This is a genomic window from Phytobacter palmae (genome assembly GCF_039409775.1).
GTDB classification, from domain to species: domain Bacteria; phylum Pseudomonadota; class Gammaproteobacteria; order Enterobacterales; family Enterobacteriaceae; genus Phytobacter; species Phytobacter palmae.
Window position 1 is genome coordinate 134,884 of record NZ_JBCIVJ010000013.1, and the last position, 16,865, is coordinate 151,748.

At 51.2% G+C, this 16,865-nt stretch carries 14 protein-coding genes, 1 pseudogene and 1 riboswitch; of the genes and pseudogenes, 10 read left to right on the forward strand and 5 right to left on the reverse strand.

What is annotated here, in order from left to right:
* The first annotated feature begins 7 nt into the window (after positions 1-7).
* The 5 genes and pseudogenes from leuD (at position 8) to aroD (ending at position 5,927) form a co-directional block, all read left to right on the forward strand.
* Positions 8-613: a 3-isopropylmalate dehydratase small subunit gene (gene leuD, locus AAIG39_RS16580; RefSeq protein WP_343194290.1), complete on the forward strand. Its 606-nt coding sequence runs from the start codon at positions 8-10 to the stop codon at positions 611-613.
* Positions 614-1,011: 398 nt separating this feature from the next.
* A complete protein-coding gene (locus tag AAIG39_RS16585) occupies positions 1,012-3,045 on the forward strand; it encodes an oxidoreductase (protein WP_343194291.1) in 2,034 nt (677 codons plus the stop codon).
* A 10-nt stretch (positions 3,046-3,055) separates the two neighbouring features.
* Complete coding sequence (locus tag AAIG39_RS16590) at positions 3,056-3,919, forward strand: shikimate dehydrogenase (protein WP_249569310.1); 864 nt, start codon at positions 3,056-3,058, stop codon at positions 3,917-3,919.
* A gap of 11 nt (positions 3,920-3,930) precedes the next feature.
* Positions 3,931-5,141, forward strand: a pseudogene (locus tag AAIG39_RS16595) (MFS transporter).
* Positions 5,142-5,171: 30 nt separating this feature from the next.
* Positions 5,172-5,927 carry a type I 3-dehydroquinate dehydratase gene (aroD, locus tag AAIG39_RS16600; RefSeq protein ID WP_090081593.1) on the forward strand — a complete coding sequence of 252 codons (756 nt, stop codon included), beginning with the start codon at positions 5,172-5,174 and terminating at the stop codon, positions 5,925-5,927.
* A 35-nt stretch (positions 5,928-5,962) separates the two neighbouring features.
* Here the strand turns inward: aroD and AAIG39_RS16605 are convergent, their stop codons facing one another.
* The gene (locus AAIG39_RS16605; protein WP_090081591.1) at positions 5,963-6,859 is read right to left on the reverse strand and encodes a LysR family transcriptional regulator; all 897 of its coding nucleotides are present in this window, start codon (positions 6,857-6,859) and stop codon (positions 5,963-5,965) included.
* A gap of 231 nt (positions 6,860-7,090) precedes the next feature.
* On the opposite strand from AAIG39_RS16605, the gene AAIG39_RS16610 reads away from it, so the two are divergent.
* A complete protein-coding gene (locus AAIG39_RS16610; RefSeq protein WP_090081589.1) occupies positions 7,091-8,401 on the forward strand; it encodes an MFS transporter in 1,311 nt (436 codons plus the stop codon).
* Positions 8,402-8,444: 43 nt separating this feature from the next.
* On the opposite strand, the gene AAIG39_RS16615 is transcribed toward AAIG39_RS16610, so the two are convergent.
* Together AAIG39_RS16615 and sgrT are read right to left on the reverse strand one after the other, a co-directional pair.
* Positions 8,445-9,623 (reverse strand): sugar efflux transporter, encoded by a 1,179-nt coding sequence (locus tag AAIG39_RS16615; RefSeq protein ID WP_090081587.1) that lies wholly within the window; start codon positions 9,621-9,623, stop codon positions 8,445-8,447.
* A gap of 100 nt (positions 9,624-9,723) precedes the next feature.
* The gene (gene sgrT / locus AAIG39_RS16620; protein WP_090081586.1) at positions 9,724-9,876 is read right to left on the reverse strand and encodes a glucose uptake inhibitor SgrT; all 153 of its coding nucleotides are present in this window, start codon (positions 9,874-9,876) and stop codon (positions 9,724-9,726) included.
* Between the two features lie 87 nt (positions 9,877-9,963).
* Here sgrT and sgrR point away from each other — a divergent pair, with 87 nt between their 5' ends.
* The 4 genes from sgrR (at position 9,964) to thiQ (ending at position 15,078) form a co-directional block, all read left to right on the forward strand.
* The gene (gene sgrR / locus AAIG39_RS16625; protein WP_090081584.1) at positions 9,964-11,619 is read left to right on the forward strand and encodes an HTH-type transcriptional regulator SgrR; all 1,656 of its coding nucleotides are present in this window, start codon (positions 9,964-9,966) and stop codon (positions 11,617-11,619) included.
* A gap of 76 nt (positions 11,620-11,695) precedes the next feature.
* Positions 11,696-11,796: riboswitch (TPP riboswitch) on the forward strand.
* A 33-nt stretch (positions 11,797-11,829) separates the two neighbouring features.
* Positions 11,830-12,813 carry a thiamine ABC transporter substrate binding subunit gene (gene thiB / locus AAIG39_RS16630; RefSeq protein WP_249569313.1) on the forward strand — a complete coding sequence of 328 codons (984 nt, stop codon included), beginning with the start codon at positions 11,830-11,832 and terminating at the stop codon, positions 12,811-12,813.
* Positions 12,789-14,399, forward strand: a complete 1,611-nt coding sequence (gene thiP / locus AAIG39_RS16635) for a thiamine/thiamine pyrophosphate ABC transporter permease ThiP (RefSeq protein ID WP_343194292.1) — start codon at positions 12,789-12,791, stop codon at positions 14,397-14,399. The genes thiB and thiP overlap by 25 nt, the downstream gene beginning before the upstream one ends.
* Positions 14,383-15,078, forward strand: coding sequence for a thiamine ABC transporter ATP-binding protein ThiQ (gene thiQ / locus AAIG39_RS16640; protein ID WP_090081576.1), 696 nt, complete (start codon positions 14,383-14,385; stop codon positions 15,076-15,078). Before thiP ends, thiQ begins: the two co-directional genes overlap by 17 nt.
* Here thiQ and AAIG39_RS16645 read toward each other — a convergent pair.
* Both AAIG39_RS16645 and araC read right to left on the reverse strand, forming a co-directional pair.
* Positions 15,071-15,835: a DedA family protein gene (locus tag AAIG39_RS16645; protein WP_343194293.1), complete on the reverse strand. Its 765-nt coding sequence runs from the start codon at positions 15,833-15,835 to the stop codon at positions 15,071-15,073. The genes thiQ and AAIG39_RS16645 overlap by 8 nt on opposite strands.
* 127 nt (positions 15,836-15,962) lie before the next feature.
* Complete coding sequence (gene araC, locus AAIG39_RS16650; protein WP_090081571.1) at positions 15,963-16,808, reverse strand: arabinose operon transcriptional regulator AraC; 846 nt, start codon at positions 16,806-16,808, stop codon at positions 15,963-15,965.
* Positions 16,809-16,865 lie beyond the last annotated feature (57 nt).

The window sequence follows — 16,865 nt, forward strand, 5'->3', positions numbered from 1 at the left end:
GATAATCATGGCAGAGAAATATACACAGCACACAGGCCTGGTTGTCCCACTGGATGCCGCCAACGTCGATACCGACGCCATCATTCCAAAACAGTTTTTGCAAAAAGTCACGCGTACCGGCTTTGGCGCGCATCTGTTTAACGACTGGCGTTTCCTGGATGATAAAGGCGAAGTCCCGAATCCCGACTTCGTTCTGAACTTTCCGGAGTATAAAGGGGCCTCGATCCTGCTGGCGCGGGAAAACTTCGGTTGCGGTTCATCGCGTGAACATGCCCCATGGGCACTGACCGACTATGGCTTTAAAACCGTTATCGCCCCAAGCTTCGCAGATATCTTCTACGGCAACAGCTTCAACAACCAGTTGCTGCCTGTGAAGCTGAGCGATGAAGAAGTGGATGAACTGTTTAAACTGGTACAGGCTAATCCGGGTATCTCCTTTGAGGTGGATCTCGAAGCGCAAGTGGTGAAAGCCGGAGGTAAATCCTACCCGTTTGTCATTGACGCATTCCGACGCCACTGCATGATGAACGGTCTCGACAGTATTGGTCTGACCCTGCAGCATGAAGATGCCATTACCAGCTATGAGAAAAAACAGCCTGCGTTTATGAATTAAACCGCTTTGCTGTCCCTGGTGCCCGGTCTTTTGGCCGGGCATTTAACTTTTTCAAGGAGACGCAGATCACAAATATCTACAATGTTCCCTTCTATATATGAGGATTTTTGAAAATATAAAAATGAATGCCCCATCATAACGCTCTTATTCTGTGCAGTTCCTCTCTCTTTTTGTATACGCCCGGCAACACAAGTAAAAATACAGTTCAAGTATTTAAAATAAGAATACATGCATGTGAAAAAACGGTTAATTGCATAGAAAGACACTATGGTTTCATGCAAAAAAAAGCATTATTTTTCCCCTGCTCCCCTCGTTATCTTTCCTACAGAAACATTTTAACTTTGGATATATCAGGACCTCCGTATGTCGGCCTCCTGGATTTCCCGTGGAGAGAGCAAATGAGCCACTACCAACACCTTTTCACCCCGCTAATCATTAATGGGATGACGATAAAAAACCGGATCATCATGCCACCCATGGGCACCAACCTGGCGAGCCTGAACGGTGAAGTCTCTCAGGAACAGCTGGAGTACTACGAACTGCGGGCAAAAGGGGGCACTGGCTTAATTACGATTGAGAATATTTGTATCGATTTTCCGTTCGCCTCTAATGGCACAACGCAGCTGCGTATCGATAACGATCAGTATATTCCCGGCCTTTTCAAATTAACCGAGACGCTGCATAAACACGGTGCCTGTGTCTCTATACAGCTCAATCATGCGGGCGCTTCTGCTTATGCTTATCGCCTTAACGGTGAACAGCCGCTCTCCTCTTCGAATATACCGTCAAAAAAGAACGGTAATATTCCTCGCGCCATGACACATGATGAAATATATCATGCAGTTAATAAATTTGGTGAAGCGGCAGAGCGTGTTAAACGTGCGGGATTTGATTGCGTGGAAATTCACGCAGGCCACTCTTATTTAATAAGTCAGTTCTTATCACCACTGTTTAATAAACGCACTGATGAATTTGGCGGTTCCCCTGAAAATCGCGCCAGAATATTAACGTTAGTGGTTGATAAAGTGCGTGCCTGCGTCGGCCCACGTTTCCCAATCAGCTTGCGTTTCAGTGCCGATGATTTCCTTAAGGGTGGTAACACGCTGGAAGATACGCTGCGTATGCTGGCACTTTGCCAGGATCAGGTCGACATCCTCAATGTTTCCGCCGCGCAAAACGATAACCTGAATCTGCAGATTGATCAGATGTCACTGGAAGATGGCTGGAAACGTTATCTCTCCCGCGCCATACGCGACAAGTTTAATAAGCCTACTGTCATCGCCGGCAATATTCGCTCGCCGAAAGTCGCCGAAGATATTATCGCAACGGGCGATGCAGATCTGATTGCTATTGGCCGGGGCCTGATTGCCGAACCGGAATGGGTGCAAAAGGTCCAGAGCGGCAATGAACGCCTGATGCGTAAATGCATCTCCTGCAATATTGGCTGTGCCGATCACCGTATCGCCCGCTCTCGTCCGCTGCGCTGCTCCATCAATCCGGACATCATTCATGGCGACGCTTATAAGCTGCGCAGGGTAAATCGCGACACCCGTGTCGTGGTCATCGGTGCAGGAACCGCAGGAATGGAAGCCGCATGCACCGCCGCAGAAGTTGGTTGCCATACCTGGTTACTGGAGAAGAAAAATAGCCTCGGCGGGCTCGCCTCTGAAATCTCGCGCCTGCCGGAGAAGAAACGTATCGCCGACTTCCCACAATTTATGAAAAACCGGATGGCCGGTTTAGACAATTTAATGCTAATGGTTGGCCAAGAGGCCAATGTTGAGCGCATTGCCGGGCTGCGGCCAAACCTGATTGTCAACGCCACGGGCTCCATACCGCTGCTACCGCCAATTAGCGGCCTGAAAGAGTGCATCGATATCGAAGGTGGCAACGTCTTTTCTATCGTGGGCATGATTCACCACCTGGACCAATTTGCGGATGTAGAAGGCAAACGCATTGCCGTTGTCGGCGGCGGGGCTGTTGGCCTCGATGTTATCGAATATTTCTCTGCGCGCGGTGCAAGTACCGTGCTGATTGAGATGCAGGATGGCCCGGGACGCGATCTGGATATTATTACCAAAAATGCCATGTTGACCATGCTGGATGAACATCACGTGGAACAGCATATGCAAACACAGCTCGTCGCCGTCCATCCCACCCACTTTAGCGTCAAGAAAGCTGACCACGCTTGCGACATTCCTTTTGACTACGGCTTTGTCTGTCTGGGAATGCGCGCCAACACCAGCGGTCTCAATGAGCTTGAACAATGGGCCAGAACCAATAACGTCAAAATAATGAACATCGGCGACAGCCTGATGGCCCGGCGAATCATTGATGGGGTGCGCGAGGGGCGCAACGTGCTGGACACCCTCGAAGATATGGGTGCTCTGGGCAACCGCGAATCCACAAAAATTCCACTTCTAACATATTAAGGACTTTATCATGGCTGAACGTATTACGGGTCATACTGAGCTGATTGGACTGATTGCAACGCCGATTCGTCATAGCATGTCCCCGACAATGCATAATGAAGCCTTTGCGCATCTGGGCCTGGATTATGTCTATCTGGCATTTGAAGTAGACAATCAGGAGCTCAAAGATGTTGTACAGGGTTTTCGGGCACTCAAACTGCGCGGGTTTAATGTCTCCATGCCGAACAAAACCGCCATTTGCCAGTACCTGGATAAACTCTCTCCGGCGGCAGAGCTGGTTGGCGCAGTGAATACTGTGGTCAATGACAATGGTGTATTAACTGGTCATATTACCGACGGTACCGGTTATATGCGCGCACTGGCCGAAGAAGGTATCAATATCATTGGCAAGAAAATGACAGTCCTGGGGGCGGGTGGCGCGGCAACGGCGCTCTGCGTTCAGGCAGCACTGGATGGCGTCAAAGAGATCTCCATTTTCAACCAGAAAGACAAATTTTTCGCCAATGCAGAGCAAACTGTCGCCAAAATCCGCAATAACACCAACTGTGAAATTCACCTCTACGATCTTGCCGATCACGACAAACTGCGTCAGGAAATCGACAGCAGCATGATCCTCACGAATGCCACCGGTGTTGGCATGAAACCGTTTGAAGGGCAGATGCTGCTGCCGAACGACAGTTTCCTGCGCCCTGATTTGATCGTCTCTGATGTGATTTACAACCCGCGCAAAACCCACCTGTTGCAAGTTGCAGAGAAGAAAGGCTGCCGCACGCTGAACGGCCTGGGAATGATGCTCTGGCAAGGGGCGAAAGCCTTTGAAATCTGGACAGGTAAAGAGATGCCGGTCGATTACGTCAAAAACGTCCTTTTCTAAGGGTAGGCATGATGAAAAATAGATATATCCCAACTGCGGCTGGGCTGTATCTCAACTACCTGATCCATGGTATGGGGGTATTGTTAATTACCCTCAACATGGCGAATTTACAGGAACAGTGGGGAACAGACAGAGCTGGCGTTTCGATTGTTATTTCATCTTTAGGTATCGGTAAACTCGCCACCATCGTGACGGGTTTCTTATCCGATCGCTACGGTCGCAAGCCCTTTATCTACCTGGGCATACTGAGTTATTTAATGTTTTTCCTCGGTATTTTGTTGACCAAAAATATCTACGCTGCCTATTTCTTTGGCATTCTGGCCGGTCTGGCGAACAGTTTCCTCGACTCCGGAACCTATCCGGCGTTAATGGAATCTTTTCCGGACTCAGCGAGCCGTGCGAACGTGTTAATCAAAGCGTTTGTCTCGGCCGGGCAATTCCTGCTGCCCTTTATTATTAGCCTGTTGATTTGGGCGAATCTGTGGTTTGGCTGGTCATTTATCATTGCGGCTGCATTAATGGTTCTAAGCGCCCTCTATTTGATCAAAATGCCCTTCCCTGACAACCGGGCGAAAAAAGAGACCACTGAGAAACCTGGCGCAGCGACAACGCAGCAGTCTGATGCCGGTACGATGGATATGCTGGTATTCACGCTGTACGGCTATATTGGTATGGCGACGTTTTACCTGGTCAGCCAGTGGCTTGCGCAGTACGGCCAGTTCGTTGCGGGTATTCCCTACGAATCTGCCATCAAGTTACTGAGTATCTATACGGCGGGCTCGCTGACCTGTGTATTTGTCACCGCTACCTTTGTGAAAAATGTCATTAACTCTGCCGTTGCGATGATTCTCTACACAGGCATCTCGATGATTTCATTGCTAATTGTTTGTATGTTCCCCCACCGATGATTGTGACCGGTTTCGCTTTCGTGATCGGTTTCTCAGCAGCTGGTGGAGTATTGCAACTGGGCGCAACCATCATGGCGATGAGCTTCCCGAACGGGAAAGGTAAAGCCACCGGGATCTTCTACACCGCCGGCAGTATTGCCAGCTTCACTATCCCGTTGATTACGGCGAAACTGTCCAAAATCAGCATCGCCAGCATTATGTGGTTTGATTTGATTATCGCCATAATCGGCTTTGTGATTGCGCTTTACATCGGTTATCGTCAGTTTCAGGCTCGCGCCGCCCAAAAAACGGTACGCGCAACCGCCACAGCCTGACGGTTCGGCGAGAAAATTATGGATACCAAAATGACTAAAGCAGTAACGGTTAAAAACATCACCTTTCAGGAAGGGACCACACTTATCTGTGTGCCGCTGATCGGCAAAACGCTCGACGAACTGAAAGCAAATGCCCGGACGCTGGCCACAGCTGGTGCCGATCTTATCGAATGGCGTATCGACCACTTTACGCAAGTTCGCGAACCACAGCATGTGCACCAGGCGCTTAGCGATCTTCGTCAGATTCTGACCGACATTCCGCTACTGTTCACCTTCCGCAGTAAAAAAGAAGGCGGCGAAACAGAAATCAGCGATGAAGCCTATTTCGAGCTTAATCATCAGGCAGCCAGTAGTGGTCTGGTCGATCTGATTGATATTGAGCTGTTTAATGATGAAGCGAAGATTCGTGCGGTGATTGATGCGGCACATGGCGCCGGTGTTAAAGTTATCATGAGTAATCATGATTTCCATAAAACACCTGCACAGGAAGATATCATCTACCGTCTTCGCCGCATGCAGGATTTGGGCGCAGACCTGCCGAAAATTGCGGTAATGCCGCAAACGCCACAGGATGTACTAACGCTGCTCTCTGCCACGTTGACCATGAAAGAGAAATACGCGACACGCCCCATTATTACCATGTCGATGGCAAAAATGGGCGGTATCAGTCGTGTGACGGGTCGCCTGTTTGGTTCAGCGATGACGTTCGGTACCGTAGGTCAGGCCTCGGCACCAGGACAGATTGCCATCAAAGAGCTGCGCGAACTGATGGATATTCTGTATTAAAAAAGAAAGCCCGGAGCCTTTCTCCGGGCTTTTTGTTAGCGCTTTTTCTGGCTGTCATCAATGATGAAGTTTCTGAATGACTGAATAGCTGGTGAAAGTACGCGATCTTTCATGGTCGCCAGGTAAATATAACGCGGCGGGATCTTATTTTTAATCGCCAGAATATGGACGTTGTAATACGAGAGTGCAGAAATTCTTGGCATGATTGCAATACCGTAATCAATACTGACCAGCCCCGCCATCGCCGTATCCTCATCAACATAACAGGCAATATCAGGCACCAGTTTTTGCTGCATAAAGACATTATCGATAAACGGCCGTAAGCCGCTGTTCTCTGAAAAGTAGATATATGGGTAGTGAATCGTCTCCACAAGATCCACTTCATTCTGATACAAGCGTGCCAGTGGATGATCTTTCGCGGTAACGACCACCAACTCCTGCTGAATAATAGGAATAAAATCGATATCTGGTTCATCAGGGATATATGAGCAAATCGTTAAATCGCTTTTGCCCGCTTTAAGTTCCTGCAATAAAGTCAGTGAGGTTCCTTGAGTAAAGGAGAAGGTCACATTGTGTCGGGAAGGAAGAGTGGAATATTTGTGAATTAACTGTGGAACAACATATTCACCCATTGTGTATATAAAGGCAATGCGAATATTCTCCTTATTTTCCAGACCGCTTTTTTGTAAAGTCATGCGACCATTTTCCAGCGATGTCAGTGCATCTTCGACATAGGGAAGAAAGCGTTTTCCATTTTGCGTAATTTCAACATTTCGACCTTTTCTGGCAAACAAGGATACGCCAAGCTCCTTCTCCAGCTCAGAGATGGCGTGACTTAAGGAGGGTTGAGTGATGAAGAGGCTGGAGGCCGCTTCAGTGTAATGCTCCGTTTCTGATAAACGCTTAAAATAATAAAGTTGCTTTAGGTTCATTATTTTTGACCGTATAATATAAAATTAAATGCATTGTGTTAAATATAGCACAACAGAGATAACCCTCAGGAGGTAAAACATCATTTCCTGGGCAATATCAAATATTCATATGATGTGGTGAATAATATGTTAACTGTTAGTTTATAGCGTGAAAATAAAGAGAGGAAAGCTAAAGTATTTCTGCATATTGAGTAATATGCAAAAATATTTTAAATATTAAAGGAAACTAACATGAGGACAAGTATCAGCCAGGAGAATGCTGTGCCATTAGCAGGCCAACAGAAACGAACCAAAGCGCGAATTGTAATTTTATTGTTATTGTCTGTTGGTACGATGATCAATTATCTGGATCGTACCATCCTGGGTATTGTCGCTCCGGCATTAAGCAATGAGATCCATATCGATCCCGCCATGATGGGTATCGTCTTCTCCGCCTTTGCCTGGACCTACGCACTGGCACAAATTCCCGGAGGAATGTTCTTAGATCGCTTCGGAAACAAAATAACCTACGCCCTTTCTATTTTTTTCTGGTCAACTTTTACCTTACTGCAAAGTTTTTCGGTAGGATTAAAATCTCTGTTGCTATTCCGTTTAGGCCTGGGGATCAGTGAAGCGCCTTGTTTCCCGGTTAACAGCCGCGTCGTAGGAACATGGTTTCCACAACATGAACGCGCCCGGGCAACAGCGACCTATACCGTCGGAGAATATATTGGCCTGGCTGCTTTCTCCCCCATTTTATTTTTAATACTTGAACACCATGGCTGGAGAACATTATTTTTTATCACCGGCGCACTTGGTATTGCCTTTACGTTTGTATGGTGGAAATTTTATAAAGAGCCCCATGAATCAACAACAGCAAACAAAGAAGAGCTGGAATACATTGGCGTTGGAAATAAAGATAAAAACAGTGAAAACATCCCCTTTAACTGGCCGGATGCAAAAAAACTGCTGTGCTGTCGGCAGGTCATTGGCGCTAGCTTAGGGCAATTTGCAGGTAACACCACGCTGGTGTTCTTTCTGACATGGTTTCCCACCTACCTCGCACACGAGCGGCATCTCCCGTGGCTGCACGTCGGTTTTTTTGCGACCTGGCCGTTTCTCTCGGCGGCGGTGGGCATCATTTTTGGCGGATGGATTTCAGATAAGTTATTAAAAAAGACTGCATCTGTAAATGTCAGCAGAAAGCTACCGATCATCTCCGGTCTGCTGCTCTCCAGTTTTATTATCTCAGCGAATTGGGTATCGAATAATACGCTGGTGATTGTGATTATGTCCGTTGCCTTTTTCGGCCAGGGGATGGTTGGTCTAGGCTGGACGTTAATTTCCGACATTGCTCCAAAAAACATGGCGGGACTGACGGGTGGGATTTTTAATTTTTGCGCAAACATGGCGTCTATTATTACGCCGCTGATTATTGGCTTTATTATCTCCGGTACCGGGAATTTTTTCTATGCACTTATCTATATTGGCCTGACGGCACTGATTGGCGTTGTCGCTTATATTTTCATCATTGGCGATATCAAACGCATTGAATTGAAATAACCCTCTGCTCCCGGCAACAGCCTACCGGGAGCGGCTTTTCACATCAGACGTCCTTGACCCGGCTGGTCAAAAAGAGCGTTATCAGCGAGAGCATCGCAATCACCCAGTAAACCTTCGCATGGCCGAAGCTTTGCGCCAGTGCGCCCTGTATAACCCCGGCGAGGATCACTCCCGTAGAGATACTGTTGGTGAACAGCGTCGTCGCGGACCCAGCGCGGCCTGGCATGAGATCCTGGAACCATAACATGCCTATACCGGCAATAATTCCAATAAAAATAGCGTTGAAGATCTGCAAACCAAGCAACGCTTCACGGCTGTGGAACAGGATAAGCCCCACATAAAAGAGCACACCCGCCGCCACCGCGCTGACCATCATCTTGCGTTTACCAAAGCGCTTAACATAGTAACCCGCGAGGATCATCGCCGGAATCTCCAGCCCTGCGGCCGTTCCCATTAACACCCCGGCCAGACTGTCCGGTAGAGCAAGCTCGCTGCTTATCCACAGCGGCATATCAATGATGTACATCGTGTTGCAGGTCCACATCATCGTCGAGGCGATAAACAACATACGCACATTTTTATTGCTCCAGCCGCTGACCTCTGTGACGGCAATATCCGCAGGCTGCTCAATCCGCTTCACAGAGGGCAACCACAAAGCCACCAGCACCAGACTGATAACGAAGATACCGGCGGCAATCGAGTACATAGCGGTAAAGCCGTAGTTGAGCGCCAGCATAAAGGCCATTGGCGGGCCAACAACCCATGCCACTGAAATTTGCGCACGCATGATGGAGCTGAACATCACCACTTCACGCGCCGAGCTGTCCGCGTATTCCCGTGCCAGCGCGAAGAGTTGCGGCATAGCAGTACTTGCCAGCGACGCCAGCATCACGCCACAGGTGATCAAGGTCAGATAATGGCGATTGAAAGCAAACAGAAGGGCGTTACCCACCGCCATCAGACAGCAAAACATAATCAGTTTTTTGCGATCGCCCTGCTGGTCAGAGCGCTTTGCCAGCCCAAGGCTGACCAGGATCCCGGCAATGGCGTTAACGGTATAAAACAGTCCAACCCAAAACGGTTGCGCCCCCACCTCGCGACTCAGAAACAGGCTCAGCGTTGGGGCCTGCAAAGCACCGGCAACACCGATCATAAACGCGACGACCATAAAAGCGACGAAGACACCGTTAAGGCGACGTCCCATCGTGACTAACCAGAGCATAAAGATCCCTTGCATGCGAAAGAAACGAAAAAAGCCAGCAGATAATAACTGCTGGCGTGGTGATTAGCACCAATACTCAGTCACACATGATGGACGCGTTTCAGGGTTCAGAGACCGGGACTGTCACTTCCCACTGCATTAATTCTTCAAGCATTTTCAGCCGCTGTTTCGTACTCAGACGAAAGAAGCGGGACGTATCCTGCGTCGCGCGAAAATACGCTAAGTAAAATTGCGGTGTAGACGATCTCTTCATAGCCACCTCCTCGCTTCATCACGGAAGATTATTGGCTTAATATAGGGATAAATAAATTGCTGACTTTTCATCAGGAGTTCCCCTTTTATGTCGTCAGGTCGCCTGCAGCAACAATTCATTCGTTTGTGGCAATGTTGCGACGGGAAATCTCAGGAGACAACGCTCAATGAGTTGGCCGATCTGCTGAGCTGTTCCCGTCGCCATATGCGCACTCTGCTCAATACCATGCAAGAGCGCGGCTGGCTGACCTGGGAGGCGGAAGCCGGTCGTGGCAAGCGTTCGCGCCTGACTTTTCTCTATACAGGCCTCGCCTTACAACAACAGCGCGCAGAGGACTTGCTGGAACAGGATCGTATCGAGCAACTGGTTCAACTGGTGGGTGATAAGAGCGCAGTCCGCCAGATGCTGATCTCGCATTTAGGCCGCAGCTTCCGCCAGGGGCGGCATATTCTGCGGGTTTTGTACTACCGTCCGCTGCGTAATCTGCTGCCAGGTACTGCACTGCGACGATCTGAAACCCACATGGCCCGGCAGATTTTTAGCGCACTGACACGCATAAATGAGGAAAATGGGGAACTCGAAGCCGATATCGCGCATCACTGGAAAGCGATCACGCCGCTTCACTGGCGTTTTTATTTACGTCCCGGCATCCATTTTCACCATGGCCGTGAACTCGAAATGCGCGATGTCATTGCTTCTCTCGATCGCGTCTGTACGCTGCCGCTCTATTCGCATATCACTCAGGTTGTCTCACCGACGCCCTGGACGCTGGATATTCATCTGTCGCAGCCGGACAACTGGCTGCCCTGGCTAATGGGGCATGTGCCCGCGATGATCCTGCCGCAGGAGTGGAGCTCAATGGCTAATTTCTCCAGCCATCCTGTCGGCACCGGGCCTTATGCGGTCACCCGCAATAACAATAACCAGCTGAAAATCCATGCATTTGATGATTACTTCGGTTATCGCGCGCTTATTGATGAAGTTAACGTCTGGGTGCTGCCAGAAATTGGTGATGAACCTAACGGTGGCCTGACCATCGACGGGCCAACCGACGGCGAAAAAGCAGTCGAAAGCCGCCTTGAAGAGGGCTGCTATTATTTACTCTTCGACGCCCGCTCGCATCGGGGAGCAAACCAGGCCGTTCGCGACTGGGTAAGCCAGGTTCTCTCACCCACCCGGCTGCTCTACCATGCAGAAGAACATTATCAGCAGTACTGGTTTCCGGCGTACGGCCTTCTGCCACGCTGGCACCATGCGCGCCCCGGGAGTGGTGAAAAACCAGCGGGGCTGGAATCGCTCACTCTGACCTTCTACCGCGATCATAACGAGCACAAAGCCATTGCCAACACCATGAGCAAGCTACTGGCGCAACATGACGTGCGACTGGAGATACAAGAGGTGGATTACGAAGAGTGGCACCGCGGCGATATCATCAGCGATATCTGGCTCAATAGTGCCAACTTCACGCTGCCACTCGATTTCTCCCTCTTCACGCATTTGTATGAAGTTCCGCTGATTCAACACTGCGTTCCGCTGGACTGGCAGGCCGATGCTGAGCGCTGGCGCGCCGGAGATATGAATCTGGCCGTCTGGTGTCAGCAGTTACTGGCAAGCAAAACCATGGTTCCGCTGATTCACCACTGGCTGCGGATTCAGGGTCAGCGCAGTATGCGCGGCCTGCGGATGAACACCCTTGGCTGGTTTGACTTCAAATCCGCATGGTTCGCCCCGCCCGACCCGTAATCATAGAGTTTCTGGCTCTTCCTGCTGAATGATGAAGGGGCGCTTTGAGAAAACTTACAAAATCATTACAATGGCGCGGTGCTCAACGGGGTGCTGCGCCAAAAGCGTGTGCTGAGAAAATACCCGTCGAACCTGATCCGGATAACGCCGGCGAAGGGATTTGAGGCTATCGCTTAAAATCCTCTTTGCCACCCATTTTTGAGGTGCAAAGTGCTTAAAAAAGTTCTGCCATTCCTGCTGCTTGCCGCAGCTCCCGCTTTCGCGAAACCGACCCTGACCGTTTACACCTACGACTCCTTCTCTGCGGAATGGGGGCCGGGACCAGCGGTAAAAAAAGCCTTCGAAACCGACTGCAACTGTGAGTTGAAATTTGTCGCGCTGGAAGATGGCGTATCACTGCTTAACCGCCTGCGTATGGAAGGTAAAAACAGCAAAGCGGACGTCGTGCTGGGGCTGGATAACAACCTGCTTGAAGCCGCCACGCAGACCAAACTGTTCGCTAAAAGCGGAATTTCAGCCGATGCCGTTACCGTGCCCGGCGGCTGGAAAAACGATACCTTCGTTCCCTTCGATTACGGCTGGTTCGCGTTCGTGTATGACAAAAATAAACTGAAAAACCCGCCGAAGAGCCTGAAAGAACTGGTGGAAAGCGATCAGAAATGGCGCGTAATTTATGAAGATCCGCGTACCAGCACGCCAGGTCTAGGCCTGCTGCTGTGGATGCAGAAAGTCTACGGCGATAAAGCTCCGGAAGCCTGGCAAAAACTGGCAGCCAAAACCGTGACCGTCACCAAAGGCTGGAGCGAAGCATACGGTCTGTTCCTGAAAGGGGAAGGCGACCTGGTGTTGAGCTATACCACTTCTCCGGCCTATCACATTATTGAAGAGAAGAAAGATAACTACGCAGCCGCCGCCTTTAGCGAAGGCCACTACCTGCAGGTTGAAGTTGCTGCCCGAACCGCCGCCAGCAAGCAGCCGGAACTGGCAGAGAAGTTCCTGAAATTCATGGTCTCTCCGGCATTCCAGAATACCATCCCGACCGGCAACTGGATGTATCCGATCAGCAATGTCTCGCTGCCTGCCGGATTCGACACCCTGGTGAAACCACAGACCTCGCTGGAATATTCCCCGCAAGACGTCGCGACCCAGCGCGGCGAATGGATTAACGCATGGCAACGCGCCGTCAGCCGCTAACCTTCGGCTGGCTGATTCCCGGAATGGCCGCCGCCACACTGATGGTGGTGGTGGCCCTCTCCGCGTTTCTCGCACTCTGGAACAACGCTCCTACGGCCCATCTGGCGGTGTTCCTTGATGATAGCTATCTGTGGCATGTGGTGCGTTTCTCTTTCTGGCAGGCCTTTTTGTCGGCGCTACTTTCTGTCGCACCGGCCATTTTTCTTGCCCGCGCACTCTATCGGCGACGCTTCCCCGGTCGTCTTGCCCTGCTGCGCCTGTGCGCGATGACCCTGATCCTCCCGGTACTGGTTGGGGTATTTGGAATTCTGAGTGTTTATGGCCGCCAGGGCTGGCTTGCATCCGCATTTCGCGCGGCAGGTCTGGACTGGACATTTTCACCGTATGGATTGTCCGGCATTCTACTGGCACACGTCTTTTTTAACCTGCCGATGGCCGCCCGTCTGTTGCTACAGACACTGGAGCAGATCCCCGGCGAGCAGCGACAGCTGGCCGCTCAGCTAGGTATGCGCGGCTGGTCTTTCTTCCGCTATGTCGAGTGGCCATGGCTACGCCGCCAGATCCCGCCAGTCGCGGCCCTTATTTTCATGCTCTGCTTTGCAAGCTTTGCCACTGTGCTGTCGTTGGGCGGTGGCCCGCAAGCGACGACAATTGAACTGGCAATTTATCAGGCATTGAGTTACGACTTCGATCCTGGCCGCGCGGCACTACTGGCATTAATTCAGATGGTCTGTTGCCTGGGTCTGGTTCTGCTCAGCCAGCGCCTTAGCAAAGCCATTTCCGTTGGCAGCCATCAGATTCAGGGCTGGCGCAACCCGGAAGATCGCTTTTTCAGTTGTTTCACCGACTACTTGCTCATCGTACTGGCGCTCCTGCTTCTGTTGCCGCCCCTGCTGGCGGTCATTGTCGATGGCCTGAACCTCAGACTTTCTCATGTGCTTGCCCAGCCCGCGCTTTGGCAGGCGATCTGGACCTCAGTACGCATTGCGCTGGGGGCGGGATTGCTGTGTGTTACGTTGACCATGATGCTGCTCTGGAGCAGCCGTGAGTTACGCGCCCGCCAGCAGCAACTGGCCGGGCAAGCGCTGGAGATGAGCGGCATGCTGATTCTGGCGATGCCGGGTATTGTGCTGGCGACCGGCTTTTTCCTGCTGCTCAATAACAGCATCGGTCTGCCCTCGTCCGCCGATGGCATCGTGATTTTCACCAATGCGCTGATGGCAATTCCTTATGCCCTGAAAGTGCTGGAGAACCCCATGCGTGATGTGACGGCACGCTACAGCCTGCTCTGTCAGTCGCTGGGTATTGAGGGTTTTAATCGGTTAAAGGTCATCGAACTGCGCGCGCTTAAAGCGCCGTTGGCACAGGCGCTGGCATTTGCCTGTGTTCTGTCGATTGGTGATTTTGGCGTCGTAGCGTTATTTGGCAATGACGATTTCCGTACGCTGCCGTTCTGGCTTTATCAGCAAATTGGCTCCTACCGCACGCAGGATGGTGCGGTTACTGCGCTGATTTTGCTGCTACTGTGCTTTTTACTGTTCACCCTTATTGAAAAACTTCCGGGCCACCATGCTAAAACTGATTGATGTAACCTGGCTGTATCAGCATTTACCCATGCGTTTTACGCTGTCGATCAAACAGGGTGAACAAGTCGCCGTGCTTGGGCCCAGCGGGGCCGGAAAAAGTACGCTACTGAATTTAATCGCCGGTTTTCTCTCTCCGGCCAGCGGCGTCATCATGATAGAGGATAGCGATCACACAAATACGCCGCCTTCCCGGCGCCCGGTGTCGATGCTGTTTCAGGAGAACAACCTCTTTACTCATCTCACGGTGCGGCAAAATATTGGTCTGGGGCTCAACCCTGGCCTGAAACTCTCTTCTGCGCAAAATGCAAAGCTGGAGACCATTGCCAGTACTATGGGGCTAGATGCGTTACTTGACCGCATGCCGGATCAGCTTTCTGGCGGCCAGCGACAGCGCGTGGCACTGGCCCGTTGCCTGGTGCGTGAACAACCTGTGCTCTTGCTGGATGAACCCTTCTCAGCACTCGACCCGGCCCTGCGCCAGGAGATGCTCGTACTGGTGAAAGAGGTCTGCCATCGCCAGAAGTTAACGCTGTTGATGGTGTCGCACAATGTGGAAGATGCCGCCCGCATTGCGTCGCGCGCGCTGGTGATTGCCGACGGTCGTATCGCCTGGGACGGGAAAACAGACGAATTGCTCAGCGGCAACGCGCCTGTCTCTTCATTGCTTGGGATCAGGTAACCACTTTTTGTAAAATAGACAGGTAGATGGGCATTAAGGGGTGGCGAACCAGGATCGTTACCGCAAACACGGCCCCCACCATTAGCAGTGGTGCCAGCCAGAACAATCGACGACGCGGCAGCCAGACCGTTAAACGATCCAGCCCTGCTTTACCACTACGCCACAGGCGCCAGCACATCCAGAACGCCAGCCAGAGCAGCACTGCCGCAAGCAGCAGCAACCATTTAAAATTACCGCTCTGCTCCCCCGCCGGGATATCAATCGCCGCCCCCGCCAGAATACCAGGCAGGAAATAAAAGGGCGGCCATAGCAGACAACCAAGGATGTTAGGCGGGATAAATTTCGTGACCGGTAAATCAAGCATGCCTGCGACCATCGGCACAACCGGACGCGTCGGTCCCACAAATCGCCCCACCAGAATGGTGAACATGCTGTGCTGATGCAGCGCATGCTCAGTTTTATTCAACAGCGCTTTGTTCTTGCGAATGAATGACCAACGGTGCAACGGCTTTTTGAAACGCCAGCCGAGCCAGAATGAAATCCAGTCCCCCAGCAGGCATCCCACAATCCCCGCCATCCAGGCATGCCAGAAATTCACTTCACCGCTGCCAATCAGCGCACCGAGTGCCGCCATCATCACCGTGCCGGGAAGAATTAACCCCACCAGCGCCAGCGACTCCAGGAAAGCCACGAGCGCAATCGCAATCAGCGTGTAGGCCGTAGATTGGGTAACAAAGTGTTCCAGCAATGCTTGCATACGTTTTCCGGTCAAAAAATGAAGCTGGCATTCTCCAGGCGCATACCCTGAGGGTCAAGCTTCAATTATCTGAATATTTTGCCGGTTATGACAGATTGCCGGGTCACTCATTGCCTAACTTTACGCTCTATTCACATCCTGCACGAAATTCGCTGGGGCTGGCGCCGGTACATTTTTTAAAGACACGCGAGAAATAGAGCTGATCTTCAAAGCCGACATTGCGCCCCACGCTGGCGATCGGCATACGTGTAGTACTCAACAGCAGCTTTGCCTGACTGATACGCTGATCTTCGCGCCAGCTCAGCACGCTCACCCCTAATTGCTGACGGAACAGGTGCGAGAGACGGGACGGCGACAGACAAACATGTTGCGCGACGCTGGCGATATCAAAATGGTTGTCCGCCAGATGATCGCTAATGTACTGGCAGGCATCACGCACGCGGTTATCCAGAGGAGGATGCAGAGATTCATTGATGGCATCCATACGGCGCAACAACAGTTGCTCGAGCAGATTTATCGCCAGCAATTCGGCGTAACGCCCCCCGCTCTGGCCGGCATCGATAATCTGCCCAAATAACTCGCTAAACTGTGCCAGCCAGGGATCTTCCGGGCGAAAGAAACCGGTTTGCGCGAAAATGGTCGGCCAGTTTAGCCACTCATGCCAGTATGCACGCGGGCGGAAGTAGACCCACTGGTGATACCACTCTTTGGCATCCGGGTGGCGGCCATAGTGGTGAATTTCTCCCGGCGGAAACAAAATCATATCGCCGGGACGGCAAACGTACTGTTTCCCGTGGTTATTGATGACTCCCTCACCGCGGATGGTGAAATTGAGAATGTATCCCTTCATTCCCAGCGGACGATCGATAAAAAAATCGAGATAGCCCTCGGACTCAATGGGGGTCAACCCCGCCACCAGATGGGCGTTAAACGAGTAACCAGGCAACAGAGGATCATTTTGCGACTCAGCCATAAACTCGATACTCCGGGCATCATGAAGGAAACCAATTGTCCATATTGATACGCTTTT

Excerpts from the sequence above, each read along its gene's own strand:
- sgrT (WP_090081586.1), bottom strand. The coding sequence starts at position 9,876 with ATGAAGAGATCGTCTACACCGCAATTTTACTTAGCGTATTTTCGCGCG.
- AAIG39_RS16615 (WP_090081587.1), bottom strand. The coding sequence starts at position 9,623 with ATGCTCTGGTTAGTCACGATGGGACGTCGCCTTAACGGTGTCTTCGTC.
- AAIG39_RS16590 (WP_249569310.1), top strand. The coding sequence starts at position 3,056 with ATGGCTGAACGTATTACGGGTCATACTGAGCTGATTGGACTGATTGCA.
- aroD (WP_090081593.1), top strand. The coding sequence starts at position 5,172 with ATGACTAAAGCAGTAACGGTTAAAAACATCACCTTTCAGGAAGGGACC.
- AAIG39_RS16585 (WP_343194291.1), top strand. The coding sequence starts at position 1,012 with ATGAGCCACTACCAACACCTTTTCACCCCGCTAATCATTAATGGGATG.
- thiQ (WP_090081576.1), top strand. The coding sequence starts at position 14,383 with ATGCTAAAACTGATTGATGTAACCTGGCTGTATCAGCATTTACCCATG.
- AAIG39_RS16605 (WP_090081591.1), bottom strand. The coding sequence starts at position 6,859 with ATGAACCTAAAGCAACTTTATTATTTTAAGCGTTTATCAGAAACGGAG.
- sgrR (WP_090081584.1), top strand. The coding sequence starts at position 9,964 with ATGTCGTCAGGTCGCCTGCAGCAACAATTCATTCGTTTGTGGCAATGT.
- araC (WP_090081571.1), bottom strand. The coding sequence starts at position 16,808 with ATGGCTGAGTCGCAAAATGATCCTCTGTTGCCTGGTTACTCGTTTAAC.
- AAIG39_RS16645 (WP_343194293.1), bottom strand. The coding sequence starts at position 15,835 with ATGCAAGCATTGCTGGAACACTTTGTTACCCAATCTACGGCCTACACG.
- thiP (WP_343194292.1), top strand. The coding sequence starts at position 12,789 with ATGGCAACGCGCCGTCAGCCGCTAACCTTCGGCTGGCTGATTCCCGGA.
- leuD (WP_343194290.1), top strand. The coding sequence starts at position 8 with ATGGCAGAGAAATATACACAGCACACAGGCCTGGTTGTCCCACTGGAT.
- AAIG39_RS16610 (WP_090081589.1), top strand. The coding sequence starts at position 7,091 with ATGAGGACAAGTATCAGCCAGGAGAATGCTGTGCCATTAGCAGGCCAA.